The organism is Paucidesulfovibrio longus DSM 6739 (assembly GCF_000420485.1).
Classification (GTDB): Bacteria; Desulfobacterota; Desulfovibrionia; order Desulfovibrionales; family Desulfovibrionaceae; genus Paucidesulfovibrio; species Paucidesulfovibrio longus.
Window position 1 is genome coordinate 50775 of sequence record NZ_ATVA01000002.1, and the last position, 15972, is coordinate 66746.

The 15972-nt window shown below is 67.2% G+C and carries 16 protein-coding genes; 9 read left to right on the top strand and 7 right to left on the bottom strand.

What is annotated here, in order from left to right:
* Positions 1-111: 111 nt before the first annotated feature.
* From G452_RS20295 to G452_RS0100740, 7 genes are all read left to right on the top strand, one after another.
* Positions 112-1143: a hypothetical protein gene (locus G452_RS20295; protein WP_155887443.1), complete on the top strand. Its 1032-nt coding sequence runs from the start codon at positions 112-114 to the stop codon at positions 1141-1143.
* A gap of 91 nt (positions 1144-1234) precedes the next feature.
* Complete coding sequence (gene xseA, locus G452_RS0100715) at positions 1235-2659, top strand: exodeoxyribonuclease VII large subunit (RefSeq protein WP_022660342.1); 1425 nt, start codon at positions 1235-1237, stop codon at positions 2657-2659.
* A gap of 60 nt (positions 2660-2719) precedes the next feature.
* Entirely contained in the window at positions 2720-3676 is a 957-nt protein-coding gene (locus tag G452_RS17480) for a M23 family metallopeptidase (RefSeq protein WP_155887445.1), read from the top strand.
* 10 nt (positions 3677-3686) lie between these two features.
* On the top strand, positions 3687-3923 hold the full coding sequence (xseB, locus tag G452_RS0100725; protein ID WP_022660344.1) for an exodeoxyribonuclease VII small subunit: 237 nt from the start codon (positions 3687-3689) through the stop codon (positions 3921-3923).
* The gene (locus G452_RS0100730; RefSeq protein ID WP_022660345.1) at positions 3920-4825 is read left to right on the top strand and encodes a polyprenyl synthetase family protein; all 906 of its coding nucleotides are present in this window, start codon (positions 3920-3922) and stop codon (positions 4823-4825) included. The genes xseB and G452_RS0100730 overlap by 4 nt, the downstream gene beginning before the upstream one ends.
* Before the next feature lie 17 nt (positions 4826-4842).
* On the top strand, positions 4843-6741 hold the full coding sequence (gene dxs / locus G452_RS0100735) for a 1-deoxy-D-xylulose-5-phosphate synthase (RefSeq protein ID WP_022660346.1): 1899 nt from the start codon (positions 4843-4845) through the stop codon (positions 6739-6741).
* On the top strand, positions 6738-7247 hold the full coding sequence (locus tag G452_RS0100740; protein ID WP_022660347.1) for a hypothetical protein: 510 nt from the start codon (positions 6738-6740) through the stop codon (positions 7245-7247). The genes dxs and G452_RS0100740 overlap by 4 nt, the downstream gene beginning before the upstream one ends.
* Before the next feature lie 75 nt (positions 7248-7322).
* Here the strand turns inward: G452_RS0100740 and G452_RS0100745 are convergent, their stop codons facing one another.
* Entirely contained in the window at positions 7323-7808 is a 486-nt protein-coding gene (locus G452_RS0100745; RefSeq protein ID WP_022660348.1) for a YchJ family protein, read from the bottom strand.
* Between the two features lie 175 nt (positions 7809-7983).
* Between G452_RS0100745 and arfB the strand changes: the two genes are divergently transcribed.
* Positions 7984-8409, top strand: coding sequence for an alternative ribosome rescue aminoacyl-tRNA hydrolase ArfB (gene arfB / locus G452_RS0100750; RefSeq protein ID WP_022660349.1), 426 nt, complete (start codon positions 7984-7986; stop codon positions 8407-8409).
* Positions 8410-8499: 90 nt separating this feature from the next.
* Positions 8500-9033: a DUF6125 family protein gene (locus G452_RS0100755; protein ID WP_022660350.1), complete on the top strand. Its 534-nt coding sequence runs from the start codon at positions 8500-8502 to the stop codon at positions 9031-9033.
* On the opposite strand, the gene G452_RS0100760 is transcribed toward G452_RS0100755, so the two are convergent.
* The 6 genes from G452_RS0100760 to ispG form a co-directional block, all read right to left on the bottom strand.
* Positions 9030-9854, bottom strand: a complete 825-nt coding sequence (locus G452_RS0100760) for a sugar phosphate isomerase/epimerase family protein (RefSeq protein WP_022660351.1) — start codon at positions 9852-9854, stop codon at positions 9030-9032. The two genes, G452_RS0100755 and G452_RS0100760, sit on opposite strands and share 4 nt — an antisense overlap.
* Before the next feature lie 188 nt (positions 9855-10042).
* A complete protein-coding gene (locus tag G452_RS0100765) occupies positions 10043-10912 on the bottom strand; it encodes an MlaA family lipoprotein (RefSeq protein ID WP_155887447.1) in 870 nt (289 codons plus the stop codon).
* Entirely contained in the window at positions 10905-12248 is a 1344-nt protein-coding gene (locus G452_RS17485) for a hypothetical protein (RefSeq protein ID WP_022660353.1), read from the bottom strand. Before G452_RS17485 ends, G452_RS0100765 begins: the two co-directional genes overlap by 8 nt.
* A 234-nt stretch (positions 12249-12482) precedes the next feature.
* Complete coding sequence (locus G452_RS0100775; RefSeq protein WP_022660354.1) at positions 12483-13106, bottom strand: 3'-5' exonuclease; 624 nt, start codon at positions 13104-13106, stop codon at positions 12483-12485.
* Between the two features lie 18 nt (positions 13107-13124).
* Entirely contained in the window at positions 13125-14864 is a 1740-nt protein-coding gene (locus G452_RS0100780; protein ID WP_022660355.1) for a proline--tRNA ligase, read from the bottom strand.
* Positions 14865-15941: a flavodoxin-dependent (E)-4-hydroxy-3-methylbut-2-enyl-diphosphate synthase gene (ispG, locus tag G452_RS0100785; RefSeq protein ID WP_022660356.1), complete on the bottom strand. Its 1077-nt coding sequence runs from the start codon at positions 15939-15941 to the stop codon at positions 14865-14867.
* Between the last annotated feature and the right edge of the window lie 31 nt (positions 15942-15972).

Here is a 15972-nt window from a genome sequence, read left to right on the forward strand (position 1 = left end):
GGGCGGCAAAGCGCATCAAGGGTTTGACGCTTTTCCCGGCGCGCGCTAATCCACATGGTCGGGGGGACGGAAAACGAATCCGGGCCTTGCGGTCCTTTGGGGAGGCGTGCCATGCGTCGAATCGGCGTTCTTGTGCTGCTTTGCTGTCTTTGGATTCTTCCGCCTGCGCCGGCGGGAGCGGCGAGTCCCGTGCTGGAGCTTTGGCAGGGGCCGGGCTTCCAGCTCAGCAAACCCCAGGGCTGGAAGGTGCTCGTCAGCGGGCAGTGCTCGGAATTGGGATTTCTGGTCTACGACCCGACTGCCCCAGCCCGGCAATTCTTTTTTTTCGGTTCCGTGGGACCGTTCTACATGAGCGGGGATCAGAAGCAGCTCGACCAGCAGGTGGCAGGCTATTACCAGGGCATGCTCAACTGGCTGGACATGCCCGTGGTCGCGCCGCTGACGCCGGAGAATCTTTTCCGCAACTTCGAAGGCATCGCCGCGTCCGGGCTTGCCCGTCAATACGTCCCCCATTTTCCGCCCCTGCGCGGGTTCGAGCCGGTCTGGGCCGCGCCGCTGCAAAGCCAGGTGCAGGGCGGGCGGACCGGGCTTGTGCGCGGTCTCTTCGTGCAGGGAAACGTCCTGGCCGAGGGACTTTTCCAGGCCACGGTGGCTCCGTTCGCGCCTTTCACGGGCTCGCCGGGGGGCGGCACGGGCGTGGGGCTGATGGTCATGGGCCTGAGCGCGGCCAAGGATGAGTTCGCCTTCTGGCAGCCCGTGCTGACCCGGTGCCTGAGCAGTTTCGACGTGAATCCGGACTACGCCCGCCAGTGCATGCAGGCCTCGGGCCAGGCATGGGGCGCGGTGGCCTCGGCCGGGCGGACCCTCGCCGAAAGCTCGGACATGATCATGCAGGGCTGGGAGAGCCGCAACCGGAGCTACGACATCATGGCCGAGAAGCGCAGCGACGCGATTCTCGAACGCGACCGGGTCTACAACCCGGAAACGGACGAGGTCTACGAGGTCGGCCCGCGGTTCTGGGAGCATTACAGGCTCAATCGCCAGCAGTACAAGCAGAAGGAGCTGGAGCAATTGCCGGACGGCGACCACCGGCTCTGGGACAAGCCGCTTCTGCCCGGCGACCAGTACATTCAGCCGGAATAGGCCGACAGCGGCGGGGCTGCGCCCGATCCGCCGATCCGGAGTGCGCATTCCGAGGTTTTACCCTTGTCCAAGTCGTGGTATGGGGATCGCCATGCCCACGATACTCACCGTTGCCGAGCTGACCCGCGCCGTCAAGGACGTCCTGGAGACGGAATTCCCGTTCGTCTGGGTGCGCGGACAGGTGGCCAACGTCTCGCGCCCGGCCAGCGGGCATCTCTACTTCACCCTGACGGACGGCGACTGCGTGCTCGGCGTGGTCTGGTTCAAGTCCGCCCAGTGGAAGCGCGGGGAGGACGGCGGCGCCGTGAACCCGGCCACGGGCGAGGTGCTGGAGGCGGGTGCGGGCGAGAGCGCGCCCCGGCTGGAGGAGGGCCGCGAGGTGCTCTGCGCCGGGCGGCTCAACGTCTACGAGCGGCGCGGCGTGTACCAGCTCGTGGCGGAACTGGTCCAGGAAGAGGGCGTGGGCGATCTGCACATGGCCTTCGAGGCGCTCAAGCGCGACCTGGAGGCGCGGGGCTGGTTCGATCCTTCCCGCAAGAAGCCGCTGCCGCGCCACCCCTGGCGCGTGGCCGTGGTCACGTCGCCTCGCGGCGCGGCCGTGCGCGATTTTCTCCGCCTTGCGGGCGAGCGCGGCTGGGGCGCGGAAATCCGCATCCACCCGACCCTCGTGCAGGGCGAGCAGGCTCCGGCCCAGATCGCCGAGGCCCTGGCCCGCGTCAAGGCGGACGGCTGGGCCGAAGTCGCGGTCCTGGTGCGCGGGGGCGGCTCCCTGGAGGATCTCTGGGCCTTCAACACCGAAGAGGTGGCCGCCGCCATCGTGGGCATGTACATTCCCGTGGTCACGGGCGTGGGCCACGAGCCGGACGTGAGCATCGCGGACTACGTGGCCGACCGCCGGGCCGCCACGCCGAGCCATGCGGCGGAATTGCTCTGGCCCCGGCGCAGCAGCCTCGTCCAGGAGGTGGACGGGCTGGAGATGCGCCTTGGCCGGGCCTTCGGAGCGCTCCTGACCGCGCGGGACGAACGGCTGGCCGGGCTGCGAAAGGCCCTGGCCTGGCTTTCTCCGGCGCAGCGTCTGGAGCGGCTGTCCCAGGGATTCGAGCAGGCCGGGCGGCGTCTGGATCAGGCCGGGGAACGTTTTTTCAAGCTGCGCGGGGAACGGCTGCGCGCCGTGGCCCTGCGCCTGGAGCGCGCCCAGGGCGACCAGCGGCTGCGCGAGCGCGGGCGGCCCCTGCGGGAGACGGTCCTGCGGCTGGAACGCGCGGCCGAAGGGCTGCTCGCCCAGCGGAGCCGCGAGCGGGACGTGCTCCAGGCGCGGCTGGCGGCCCTGGACCCGGAAAAGCCCCTGGAACGGGGCTACAGCCTGGTGCGGATGCAAAAGGACGGACGGTTTCTGCGTTCCTGGCGCGAGGTCGCGCCTGGGGACCGGCTGGAAATCCGCGTACGCGACGGCGTGGTCCTGGCCGAGGCCGAACAGGCCGGACCAGAACAGAAAAAGGACACGGGCGGCGAGTGACGCGCCCCTTGAAACGGAATTCGCAAGGCCGCGCGTTGCGGCCATGAGGAGATTGACGCGGTGCGACATTTTTTGAAATCGCTGTTGTTCCTGCTTGTTGCGCTGGCGCTGCCCGTCTGGGCGGGAGCCGCGGAAGAGCCCGTCCCGGCTGCCGACACGGCCCAGACCCCGGCCCCGGCTTCGGCCGCCGCGCAGGAAGAGATTTTCGTCCTGGCCCATCCGACCGACGTGGCCCTGGGCCAGCCCTTTGCCGTGCGCCTGACGTCCAGCCGCCCCCTGGACCAGGTCGAGGTCCGCTGGCAGGGCAAGACCGTGCATCCCTCGGTGGGCGTCTGGAACGGCAAGTACGTGGCCCTGGCCCTGCTCGGCACGGACGTGCTGCATTCCAAGCCGGGCATGCAGGAGCTCGAGGTTTCGGCGCGGGTGGACGGCGAGGTGCGCGAATTCAAGCGGCCCGTGGCCGTGAAGAGCAAGAAATATCCGGAACAGCGCCTGACCCTGGAGCAGAAGATGGTCACGGCGCCGTCCACGGAGGGCGCGCGTATCGCCCAGGACCGCAAGCACGTGGCCGCGGCCCTGGCGACCATGAGCCCGGAGCGGCGCTGGGCCTTGCCCATGCTCAGCCCCGTGCCCGGCATCGTCACCAGCCAATACGGCTACCGGCGCATCCTCAACGGCCAGCCCAAGAACCCGCACCGGGGGCTGGACATGCGCGCCGCCCTGGGCGAGCCCGTGCACGCCTGCGCGGACGGCGTCGTCGTGCTCGCGGAGGAGCACTACTACGCGGGCAATAGCGTCTACGTCGATCACGGCAACGGGGTGGTCTCCATGTACTTTCATCTTTCCAAGCTAAAGGTTACTGTGGGCCAAACCGTGCAGCGCGGCGACGTGGTCGGGCTGGCCGGGGCCACGGGCCGGGCCACCGGGCCGCATCTGCACTTCGGCGTGGCCGTGCAGGGACTCATGGTGGATCCGCAGACCCTGGTTTCGTCCGACGCGGACGCGCTGCTGGAATAGGGGAACGGGCATGGCGAAAGCGAAAGCGACCTACGAAGACAAGCTCGCAAGGCTCACGGCCATTGTCGAGGAGCTGGAACAAGGCGACGCCGCGCTGGAACGCGGGGTGGAGCTTTACAAGGAAGGGCTGGCCCTGGCGCGCGACTGCTCGGCGCGGCTGGAAGCGGCCCGCAACGAGGTCCGGCTGGTGGGGCGGGAGCTTCTGACGACTTTCGACGAAAACGCGGACAGCGGGGACGGCGAATGAGCAAGCAGAACGGCATCAAGGACAAGCTGGCCGCGCGGGCCAGGGAAGTGGACGGATTCCTTTGCGGATGCCTGGAGGGGCGCGGCTTTCCGGCGCGTCTGCGGGAATCTATGGAATACAGCCTCATGGCGGGCGGCAAGCGGCTGCGGCCCGTGCTGCTGCTTTCCTTCGTGCGCCTGCTGGGCGGGGACGCGGACGCTGCCTTGCCCTTTGCGGCCAGCCTGGAAATGATCCACACCTACTCGCTGATCCACGACGACCTGCCCGCCATGGACGACGACGACCTGCGGCGCGGACGGCCCTCGAACCACAAGCGCTTCGACGAGGCCACGGCCATTCTCGCCGGGGACGGCCTGCTCACGGAGTCCTTCGGCTTCATGCTCGACGCGGCCCTGGAACGGGGCCTGCCTTCCACGGTCGTGCTCCAGGCCATGCGCATGATGGTCCGTTCCGCAGGCTGCGAAGGCATGGTCGGCGGGCAGGCGCTGGACATGCAGATGACCGGCGGGAAGGACACGGGGCTGGACGAGCTGCGCGCCATGCACGCCATGAAGACCGGGGCGCTGCTCACGGCTTCCTGCGCCTGCGGCGCGATCCTCGCGGGCGCGCCCCTGGAGGATCTGCGCCGGGCAACGGCCTACGGCAAGGAAATCGGCGTGGCCTTCCAAATCGTGGACGACGTGCTCGACGTGGTCGGGGACGAGGCCAGCCTGGGCAAGCCCGTGGGCAGCGACGAGGCCAACGGCAAGATCACCTATCCGAGCCTCGTGGGCCTGGACCGCAGCCGCGCCATGGCCGGGGACCACATTGCCGAGGCCCTGCGCCAGTTGGAGCCCTATGCCGGGCCGGAACGCGAATTTCTAGAGGAGCTGGCCCGTTACATCGTCGAACGGGTCCAGTGACAGAGCAGCGGAGCCCCATGAGCCATTTCAAGAATCTCAAGCTGTTGCCGGGCGTGAAACGTCCGTCGGACGTGCGCCGGCTTTCCCTGTCCGAGCTGGACGTCATGGCCGCCGAGCTTCGGGAGGTGATCATCTCCCAGGTTTCCCAGTCCGGCGGCCACCTCGCCCCGAACCTGGGCACCGTGGAGCTGACCCTGGCGCTTTTCCGGGCCTTTGATTTCGAGAAAGACAAGATCGTCTGGGACGTGGGCCATCAGGCCTACGCCCACAAGATCCTCTCCGGCAGGCTGGAGCGGTTCCACACCCTGCGCCAGTTCGGCGGCATCAGCGGGTTTCCGCGCATGGCCGAAAGCCCCTACGACCATTTCGGGGTCGGCCATTCCTCCACGTCCATCTCCGCAGGCCTGGGCATCGCCACGGCGCGCGACCTCGCAGGGGAGGACTACAACGTCGTCTCGGTCATCGGGGACGGCTCCCTCACGGCCGGGCTGGCCTTCGAGGGCCTGAACCAGGCGGGCGACCTGGAGCGCCCCTTCATCGTGGTGCTCAACGACAACGAGATGTCCATCTCCACCAACGTGGGCGCGCTCTCGCGCTTCCTCTCGCGCACGGTCTCGGCCCCTATGTTCGTGCGCTGGAAGGACTACGTGGAGCGGCGCATCAAGGACATTCCGCGCATCGGCGACGAGCTGCACCACTGGGCCAAGCGCGGCAAGGACTCGGTCAAGAGCTTCTTCACGCCGGGCATGCTCTTCGAGGCCTTCCGCTTCAACTACGTCGGCCCCATCGACGGGCACGACATCGGCGCGCTCGTGGACACCTTCGAGCAGGTCCAGCGCATCAACACGCCCGTGCTGGTGCACGTGATGACCAAGAAGGGCAAGGGCTACAAGCCCGCCGAGGACAACCCGACCTATTTCCACGGCGTGGGCCGGTTCATGCCCGAAACAGGGCTCGCCCCCAAGCCCGCGCCCGGCGGCTGGGCCTCCTACACGGAGGTCTTCGGCGCGACGCTCTGCGCCCTGGCCCAGAAGGACGAGAAGATCGTGACCATCACGGCGGCCATGCCCGAAGGCACGGGCACGGACTGCTTCCGCAGCCGCTTTCCGGAACGGTTCGTGGATGTGGGCATCTGCGAGCAGCACGCCGTGACCTTTGCCGCGGGCCTGGCCACGCGCGGGTTCAAGCCCGCCGTGTCCATCTATTCCACCTTCCTTCAGCGCTCCTACGACCAGATCGTGCACGACGTCTGCCTCCAGAACCTGAACGTGAAGTTCTTCATGGACCGGGGCGGGCTCGTGGGCGCGGACGGCGCCACCCACCACGGGGCCTTCGACCTCTCCTTCCTGCGGCACATCCCGAACATGGTGCTCATGGCCCCCAAGGACGAGAACGAACTGGCCCGGATGATGGCCACGGCCTTTGCCGTGCAGGGGCCGGTGGCCGTGCGCTACCCGCGCGGCACCGGAGCGGGCGTTGCCGTCGAGCCGGAGATGCGGCCCCTGGAGCTGGGACGCGGAGAACTGGAACGCGACGGCAGGGACGGCCTGATCGTGGCCCTCGGCTCGCGCGTCTACCCCTCGCTGGAAGCGGCCTTGGAGCTGGCCGAGAACGGCGGGCCGGACATGGCCGTGTTCAACGCCCGCTTCGTCAAGCCGCTGCCCGTGGAGCAGCTTCTCGAGCTGGCCGCGCGCTTCAAGCGCATCGTCATCGTGGAAGAGAACGCGGCCCAGGGCGGCTTCTCCTCGGCCGTGCTCGAAGCCCTGGCCGACAACGACATGCTGGACGGCCTGCGCATCAAGCGGCTGGCCCTGCCCGATCATTTCGTGGAGCACGGAACCCAGAAGGAACTGCGCGCCATGCTCGGCATCGACAAGAACGGCATCAAGAAGGCCGCGCAGGAAATCACCGCGTGAAGCTCCTGCCGCGGCAAGGCTCGGCCCGGCGGGCGGCCTCGCGTGGGCCGCGCGCGGCTGCCCAATACGGCTTTTCCCTTTTTCGGCGCTCCTGCGGCGTGCTGGTCCCGCTCCTGCTCTGCTGGCTGGCCACGGGCTGCGCCCAGCGCTACGCGCCCGGCGACTCGGCCTGCCCCGCGCAGACCTGGCAGGACGTGGCCGAGATCGTGCGCAGCGAGCCAGCGCCGCCGAACAGCGGCGGCAGTCCCGGCGGCGCAGGGGCGCGGCCGTTCGTGGTCGAGTTCCGCATCGTGGGCGACGCAGCCCCGGAAAACAGCGCGGTGCGGCGGCGCACCACCCCCTTCATGCTGACGCTGGGCGCGGGCGGCCTGCCGGACGAGGAATACGTCCGGCGCAACGGCCTGAGCCTGGGTGCCAAGCTGCCCGTGCGCATCACCGAAGGATTTCCCGAAGACCGCTGGACCTACTGCGGAGGCGTGCAGATCCGCTTCGAGGGGCTGCGCTAGGGCGCGGGAGCGCATGCAAAAGGCCGGGAAGCGTGTCGCTTCCCGGCCTTTTCGCTTTCTGTTCCGGTCCGTCGGCTACTTTCCGCAGCACTTCTTGTACTTTTTGCCGCTGCCGCAGGGGCAGGGCTCGTTGCGGCCGACCTTGGGCTCGGCCCGGCGCTGGGGCTCGCCGCGCACCTCGCCGTCCACGTAGATCCACTTGCCTTCCAGCTTGCGGAAGGTGCCCAGCTCGCGGTGGGCCTGGCGCATGCCGGACTGGGTGTAGCGGGCGATGAAATCCACCTTCCCGGCCTCGTCGCTCTCGCCGCCGTCTTCGGTGGCCACGATCTCAAGGCCGTCCCACTGTGCGCTTTCGGACCATTTCCGGGCCGAGTCGATGTCGAACTGTTCCCGCTCTTCGGGCAGCAGGGTGTCGCGCAGGTATTCGAGCTTTCCCGTGGCGTAGGCCGTGTACCGGGAGCGCATCAGGGCCTCGGCCGTGGGGGCGTCGGCAGCGCCTTCGATGTAGGGTCCGCAGCATTCGGCAAGGGCTTTGCCGCTTCCGCAGGCGCAATTGCTCATATCTTTTTCCTCCGTCGCTCAAGGCGCGTGTGGTTTTGCGCGGTTGTAGCGGATTCCGCGCCGGATGGAAAGCGCGCGCCGCGCTCCCCGCGCAGTGCGGCATCCGTTTTCTGCCGCCGGAGGCATGCCTTTTCCAGGCTTATCAATCGCCGGGGAATCTGGTATCCCTGCGGCCATGCTGTACGTTTCCGAAGGGCTCTCCATTCCTCTCAAGGAGATCAGGATATCGGCGGTGCGCTCGTCCGGGCCGGGAGGCCAGCACGTGAACACCACGGCCACCAAGGCGGTGCTGCGTTTCGACCTGGAGCGCAGCGGCGCCTTGACCCCGTTTCAGAAAATGATCCTGAAGGGCAAGCTGCGCAGGCGCATCGGCAAGGACGGTTGCCTGACCCTGAGCTGCCAGGTGCACCGCAGCTTCGAACAGAACCGCGAGGAAGTGCTGCGCCGTTTCGCACGCCTTGTGGACGAGGCCCTGACCCCGGTGCTGGAGCGAATCCGGCCCCGCGTCCCCGGCGGCCAGCGCCGCAAGCGGGTGGAAGCCAAGAAACGCCGCGCCTCCATCAAGAAGACGCGCGGCCCCGTGCGCGGCGAGGACCATTGATCCTTGCCCCGACGAGAATCCGGAACCTGACCCGACCCGACGGCAACCCCTTCCGGCGCATCGCCGCCGACCAAACGGAGCATCCCGCCCATGGCGCCTGAGTTCGATCTCTTTCTTCTGGAGGACATGGACAAGTACCAGGTCCGCGAATACGTCTCGACCCTGCTCTGGCAGATCCGCATCTGCGACGCCTTCTGGTTCCTGAACGTGGAGCAGCGCCACGGCCTGGCCGAGGCCGAGAAGATCAACGAGCTGGTCTGGGACAAGGTCGGCGCTCTGGCCGCGCGCGACATCGTGGAACGGTTCGGCCCGTTCGAGGACTCGCCTCGCGGCTTCTGGGAAGCCTACGAATATCTTTGCTGGTCGCCCATGGTCGAGTATCAGGTCGAGGAAGAGGAGGACGCGCTCACGGTCACGGTGCGTTCCTGCCCGGCCCAGGCGGGCCGCCGCAAGCACGGCCTGGGACCGTATGCCTGCCGGGAGATGCACGGCGGGGAATACCGCCGCTTCGCCGAGCTGGCCGCGCCTTCCGTGCGGGTGGAATGCGTGCATGCGCCCCCGGACGACACGGAGCGCGACTACGACTGCCGCTGGCGGTTCGCGGCCCGCAAATCCGGGGACTAGCCCCGGTCCCAGGGCCAGACCGGGCCGAGCGTCTTCAGGCTCGTTTCCACATCCCTCTCGAAATTCACTTCCAGGGTGACCACGGGACGCGGCGTGTCCGGATGGCTGCGCAGCAGCGCGTCGAAGAGCCGGGCGAAATCGATGCGCCCCTGGCCCACTCCCTTGTGCTGGTCCGCCGTGCCGTCGTTGTCGTGCAGGTGCATCTGGCCCAGGCGCGCGCCCAGCCGCCGCACCCAGTCCTCCGGCGGCGTCCTGCCGAAGACGTGCATGTGTCCGGCGTCCAGGCACCAGCCCGCCTTGCCGTCCAGCGCCTCGAGGAGCGGGGCGAGCTGGCCGGGGCGTTCGTGGCAGATGTTCTCCAGCATGATCCTCGTACCCTGGTCCCGCGCGGTCCGGGCCGTCCAATCCATCAGCGGCAGCGCCCGCTCGTTCCAGGCCGCGTACTGCGCATCCGTCATGTATTCGGGCTGCCCGCCGTGGACCACCACGCAGACGGGCCGCAGCGTTTCGCAGAGCCGCAGGGTCCGCTCCAGGGCCGTGCGGGCCCGGCTGCGCTCGCGTTCGTCCTGCGATCCGAAGTTCAGGCCGAGAAAGGGCGCGTGCACCGTGCAGGGCAGTCCGCGTTTTGCCAGGGCCTCGGCTGCGGGGCGCAGGTCGGAAGGTTCGAGCTGCTCGGCCTGGGCGGCGTCGAAGCATATTTCCGGCCGCATGCCGCGCTGGACGAAGAGTTCCAGCGCTCCCTTGATCAACCGGGAGTAGGGGAGCTTGACGAAGAAACGGTCCAGGGGAAGTCCGGGAAGGGTGGGGGAGGAAGAATTCATGCCCGCAGGCTAGCGCGGGGGAGCCGCGCAGGCAAGCGCATTCCTCTGCTGCCGGACGGGCTCCATCCGGGCAGCTGCGAATGGTGAAAGCGGCGGCGCGCTTTAAATATGATTATATGTCTATGTATTGATTTTCTTTGCCGCCGGGCCGCAGCGGACTATTCCGGTCAGACCCGGCAGGAGAGCAGCTATTTCTCCACGTCCAGGTCGCGTTTCTTGGAGTAGAGGAAGCGCAGGAAATCGTACTCGAAGGGCGTGCCCGTGCTGTGGTAGCGGAAGGGCATCCGCGCGCGCTTGTCCACGGCGCGGACCACGGTGTTCGCCTGGCGCACGGGGTTGCGGTCGCCCGCGTCCGCGGCGTCGTAGATCATCTCCATCTCGTAATAGCTGAAGACCATGTCCACGGCGGTTCCGAGGGTATCGCGCGCGTTGGACGGGCCGTACACCGGCAGGACCACGTATGGCCCCTTGCCCATGCCCCAGACGCCGAGGGTCTGGCCGAAGTCTTCGTCCTGGCGGGCAATGCCCATGTCCGAGGCCGGGTCCAGGAAGCCGGCGACCCCCAGGGTGGAGTTCATCACGAAGCGTCCCAGGGTGACGCCGCTCTTGCGCAGCTTGCCCTGGAGCAGGCAGTTCAGCAGGGTCGGCACCTCGTTGAGGTTGTCGATGGCGTTGGATACGCCGTCGCGCACGCCCTGGGGCAGCACGAATTCGTAGCTGCGCACCAGGGGCAGGAACACGGCTTCGTCGAAGTTCGCGTTGAATTCGTAGATGGCCCGGTTCATCCGTTCCAGGGGGTCGGGAACGTAGAGGAAGGAATCCCGCGTTGGATGCTGCGCGGCCTGCTCCGAAACCACGTGGGAAACGGGCGTGCGGAAGGGGGCGCGGTCTTGTGTTCCGCTCTGCGCGGCCGGGCCGGGAGCCAGCTCCGGAACCTGGACCCGCGCGGCGCAGCCCGCGCACAGAAGGACCGCCAGGAGCAGCGCCGCACGGAGCAGGCCGGGCCGGGGCCGGACCGGGGAAGGGCTGGGCATGGTCAGGCGGACGCGGCTAGACACGGCTCGCCTCCTTGCCCGCTTCGGCGTTCCCGCTGCGTGCCTGCGGCGTTTTCGCCGCCTTGCCGGGCGCGCCCATCATTTCCTGCATGCGCCGCGCAAAGGGCGCGTACTGGAAATTGCCGCAATGGCCGCCATGCTTGAAGAATTCCGCGCGTCCCGCGAATGTGGCCTTGAGAAAGTCCAGCTCGTCCGGGTCCAGAATGGGATCGTCCTCCGTGCCGAGCACGAAGACGTTGTCCGCTGCGCGCAGGAAACGGGCAATGCTCCGCAGGCTGCACTCGTGCAGCACCGTGGCCAGCGTGGCCGCTGGATCGACGTATTGCACGTAGGGCAGGAGGAACTCCTTGACGTACTGCTCGAACGTCAGGCGGCTGGCCGCGTCGAAGTAGGGCAGCAGCGGGTCGTACAGGGACAGCTCCCTGTCCGGGGGCACCAGATAGCCCGCGCGCAGGAGCACGTCCGAGGTGAAGGACATGGAAGCGCAGGTCAGCCGGAAGCTGGAGCTGATCAGGGCCTGGAGCTGCTCCTCGCTCATGTGCAGCGTGTCGAAGAAGCGGAACAGGGCTTCGCTGTCCAGGTCGCCGAGGTCGTTGGCCTTGTAGAACTCCGTGAACTCGCGGATGAAGGTTCCTATGGCCGCCTCGGCCTTGGCCATGCCCGCTTCGCCGTTTCCCAGCCAGGAGTCGAAGTTCAGGGCCGAGCTGTAGAGATCCACGGGCGGATTGAGCATCAGCACGCGCTCGAAATCATAGACATGCGCGTGGGAGTCGCGCTCGGCCAGAAAGGCCGCGTGCAGCGCGCCCAGGCTGTAGCCCGCCAGCCGGTAGCCCGTGACCTGTCGCCGCGACTCCGCCTCGGTCCGGATCAGGCCCATGACCCGCCAGAGGTCGTCCACGTCCCAGGGCACGTAGCCCGCGATGCCGCGCCTGGAAGCGCTGACCAGAAACTGGAACTGCGTGGGCGAGTCGATGCAGGCCGTATGGAACCCCGCGTCGAAGAAAAGCTGTTGCAGGAACTGCATCTTGGATTCGTCGTAGCGCCCGCCCGTGCCCGCGATGAGGAAGACCAGCGGCGCGGGGCCGTCCTGCAGGAGCAGCGAATATTCCATGGCCGCGCTGTAGGAGAATACGTCCGGGATGACCCTGCCCTCGGCGCGGATCGAGAGCGTTTCGGGCCGTGGCGTTTCGCCCAGGTCGTAGCGCAGCTCCGGCGGCGTGCCGAAGATCGTGGCCTCGTAGGGACTGGCATAGGGGTAGGGAGCCTGCTCCGCAAAAACGGGCAAAGCCTGGAACAGGGCGAGCAGCAGAAGCGGCACAACGGCGACGTGTCGCAACATCGAACATCCTTGGGTCGGGTGAGTGAAACGCGTGTTTACTGGCTACACGAATCGGGCGGGGGGAACAAGAGAGGCGAACGATTCGGCGGCGGGAGTCCGGGGAAGGATGCAGCCGCAGGGCGGCCTGGGCCGCGCGCGGGAGACGGTTTTGAAAAAGGGTCCGGGGAAAACCTTTTCTTGCAGAAAAGGTTTTCCCCGGTCGCTTCGTCCCGGCGGTCCGGGATCGAGTCTCGGCTAGAAAACGCCGAGTTTCTGGAAGGCGACGTAGAGTTCGCGGCTGATCCAGGCGTCGGTGGCCGCGTAGTCGATCTGCTTGGACGAGAGCGGGTCGCGCGCCCAGTTGGAGCACTGCGCGCCCTTGGAAACCCGGAAGCCGAGCAGGTTTGCCGAGAGGTTGCGCAGCCCGTGGGTCTGCATCTTGAGCTGCTGGGAGATCTGTCCCAGGTCCACAAATCCTTTCGGCGTGAATTTGTAGATTTTCTTCAGCCCGACAAGGTCGTCGTGCACGGCCACGCCGGACTTGATCACTTCCGGGTCGGCGAGCAGCTTGGCGAGGCCTTTGTCCAGGCCCACATGCTGGAGCTGGATCACGAAAACGCGGTCCGCCGTGGCGAGCTGGAGCAGGTTGGGCGGTCCGGGCGTGTGGCCCTTTTTGAAAACGGGCCGGGTTTCCGTGTCGAACCCGATCAGCTCTTCGCCTTCCATGCGCGCGAGCGCCCATTCGAGCTGCTTCTTGTTGCGAATAACGCGGGTTTCACCTTCCCATTTGCGGATGGGCAATTCATTGATTTCGTCATTGGGGTACGGTCGCAGATGTTCTTCGGATATCTCGACGGCTTCGTTGATCTGTATTTTCATGCGTTGTCGTTCGTGGTCCTATTTCAGCCCCCAGGCCCGCCAGATGTCGTCGCGCCAGGCGTTGAAGTTGGTGATGAAGTCATCGAGGGGCAGTTCGGCGCGTTCGCCGGTTCTGCGGTCCTTGGCCTCGATGATGCCGTTCTTGAGTCCCTTGCCGCCGAGCACCAGCTGCATGGGGTAGCCGATGAGGTCGGCGTCGTTGAATTTCACGCCGGGACGTTCGTCGCGGTCGTCATAGAGCACTTCGATTCCGGCCTCTTGGAGCTGGGCGTAGAGTTCCTCGGCCTTGTCCGTGACGCTCTGGTCCTTGCCGCCCAGGGCCATGAGGCAGACTTCGTAGGGCGCGATGCTGGGCGGGAAGATGGCGCCGTTCTCGTCGTTGTTCTGCTCGATGGCCGAGGCCACGATGCGCGAGACGCCGATGCCGTAGCAGCCCATGACCATGAACTTTTCCTTGCCGTTTTCGTCCAGGAAGGTGGCGCTCATGGCCTTGGAGTACTTCAGGCCGAGCTTGAAGACGTGGCCCACCTCGATGCCTTTCCAGAAGTCGATGCGGCCGCCGCATTCGGGGCAGCGGTCGCCGGGGGTGATCACGCGCAGGTCCGCGAAGCATTCGATCTCGGCGTCGCGGCCCAGGTGCACGTTCTTCAGGTGCGCGTCGGCCTTGTTCGCGCCGGTGATCCAGCCCTGGTCCTGGCGCAGCTCGAAGTCGGCCACGATGCGCTTGACCTTGAGGTTCACGGGGCCGGCAAAGCCCACGGGCGCGCCCGACCAGGCCTGGACCTGCTCCGCGGTCGCCAGGTTCAGCTCGTTGGCGCCGAGCAGGTTGCGCAGCTTGACGTCGTTGAGTTCGCGGTCGCCCCGCACGAGCGCGGCCACGGGCTCGCCGTCCGCGTCGAAGAGCAGGGTCTTGGCCAGTTCCGAGGGGTGCACGTTCAGGAAGTTGCAGACTTCTTCCACGGTGTGCTGGTCCGGGGTGGCGACTTCTTCCACGCCGGGAAGGGCCGTGGTTGCCGGACACTGTCCGCCGGGGTCCACGGTGGCGGCCTTTTCGAGGTTGGCGGCGTAGCCGCAGCCCTCGTCCAGGCAGACCGCGATGGTGTCCTCGCCCGTGTCGGCCAGGACCATGAACTCGTGCGAGAAGTCGCCGCCGATGGCTCCGGAGTCCGCGCGCACCGCGCGGAACTTCAGGCCGATGCGCTTGAAGGCCCTGGAGTAGGCCTCGTACATGGCGCGGTAGCTTTCCTCGGCTCCGGCCTCGTCCTTGTCGAAGGAGTAGGCGTCCTTCATGATGAATTCGCGGCCGCGCATCAGGCCGAAGCGCGGGCGGATTTCGTCGCGGAACTTGGTCTGGATCTGGTAGAGGTTCAGGGGCAGCTGCTTGTAGGAGCGCACCTCGCCGCGCACGAGGTCGGTGATGACCTCCTCGTGGGTGGGTCCGAGGCAGTAGTCGCGGTCGTGGCGGTCCTTGAAGCGCAGCAGCTCCTTGCCGTAGAATTCCCAGCGGCCGGTCTCCTTCCAGAGGTCGCCGGGCTGGACCGTGGGCAGCAGCACTTCGATGGCTCCGGCGCGGTTCATCTCCTCGCGCACGATGTTCGCGACCTTGTTCACGCTGCGCAGGCCGAGCGGCAGGTAGTTGTAGATGCCGCTGGTGAGCTTGCGGATCATGCCCGCCCGCAGCAGGATTTTATGGGAGATGACCTCGGCTTCGGCCGGGGTCTCCTTCAGTGTCGGGACGTAGTAGCGGCTCAGGCGCATTTATTTTCCTCTCCGTTCTTCGAGAAACGAGTCCAGTTCTTTCATGAATTCGGGCAGCAGGTTTTCCTCGCCGCGAATCTTGCGCACCACCTCGCCCTTGCGGAAGATGATGCCCAGTCCGCGTCCGCCGGCGATGCCGATGTCGGCCTCGCGGGCTTCGCCCGGTCCGTTGACGACGCAGCCCATGACCGCGCAGGTGAAGACGTCTTCCACGCCGCGCAGCCGTTCCTCGACCTGGGCCGCGAGCCCGATGAGGTCGATTTCCGTGCGGCCGCAGGTGGGGCAGGAGATGATTTCCGGGCCGCGCTCGCGCAGTCCCAGGGCGCGCAGAATCTCCCAGGCCACGCCGATTTCGTCCACGGGATCGTGCGTCAGCGAGACGCGCAGCGTGTCGCCGAGGCCTTCCCAGAGCAGGATGCCGAGGCCCACGGAGCTTTTGATGGCCCCGCGCACCAGGGTTCCGGCCTCGGTCACGCCGATGTGCAGCGGGTAGTCCACGCGCTCGGCCAGCAGGCGGTAGGCCGCGATGGTGTTCAGGACGGACGAGGATTTCAGGGAAATCTTGATCGCGTCGAAGCCGCGTTTTTCCAGCAGGGCCACGTGGGCCAGGGCGCTCTCGACCATGGCTTCGGGCGTTGGCCCGCCGAAGCGCTCCAAAAGATGCTTTTCCACGGACCCGGAATTGACGCCGATGCGGATGGGCAGCCCCTTGTCGCGGGCCGCGTCCACCACGGCATCGACCTTGTCCGCGCCGCCGATGTTGCCGGGGTTGATGCGCAGCGCGTCCACTCCGGCCTTGGCGGCCAGGAGGGCCAGCCTGTGGTCGAAGTGGATGTCCGCCACGAGGGGCACGTCCGTGTTGCGGCGGATGGCGGCGAGGGCGTTGGCCGCGATCTCGTCGGGCACGGCCAGGCGCACGATTTCGCAGCCGGCCTCGGCGAGCAGGGCGATCTGCGCGAGGGTGGCGTTCACGTCGCGGGTGTCGGTGTTGCACATGGACTGGACGCGCACGGGATTGCTCCCGCCCACGCCCACGCCTCGGATGCGCACTTCGCGGGTCTTGTGACGTTGCTTCATGGGGGTGTGACCGTAACCGAATTCGGGTTGC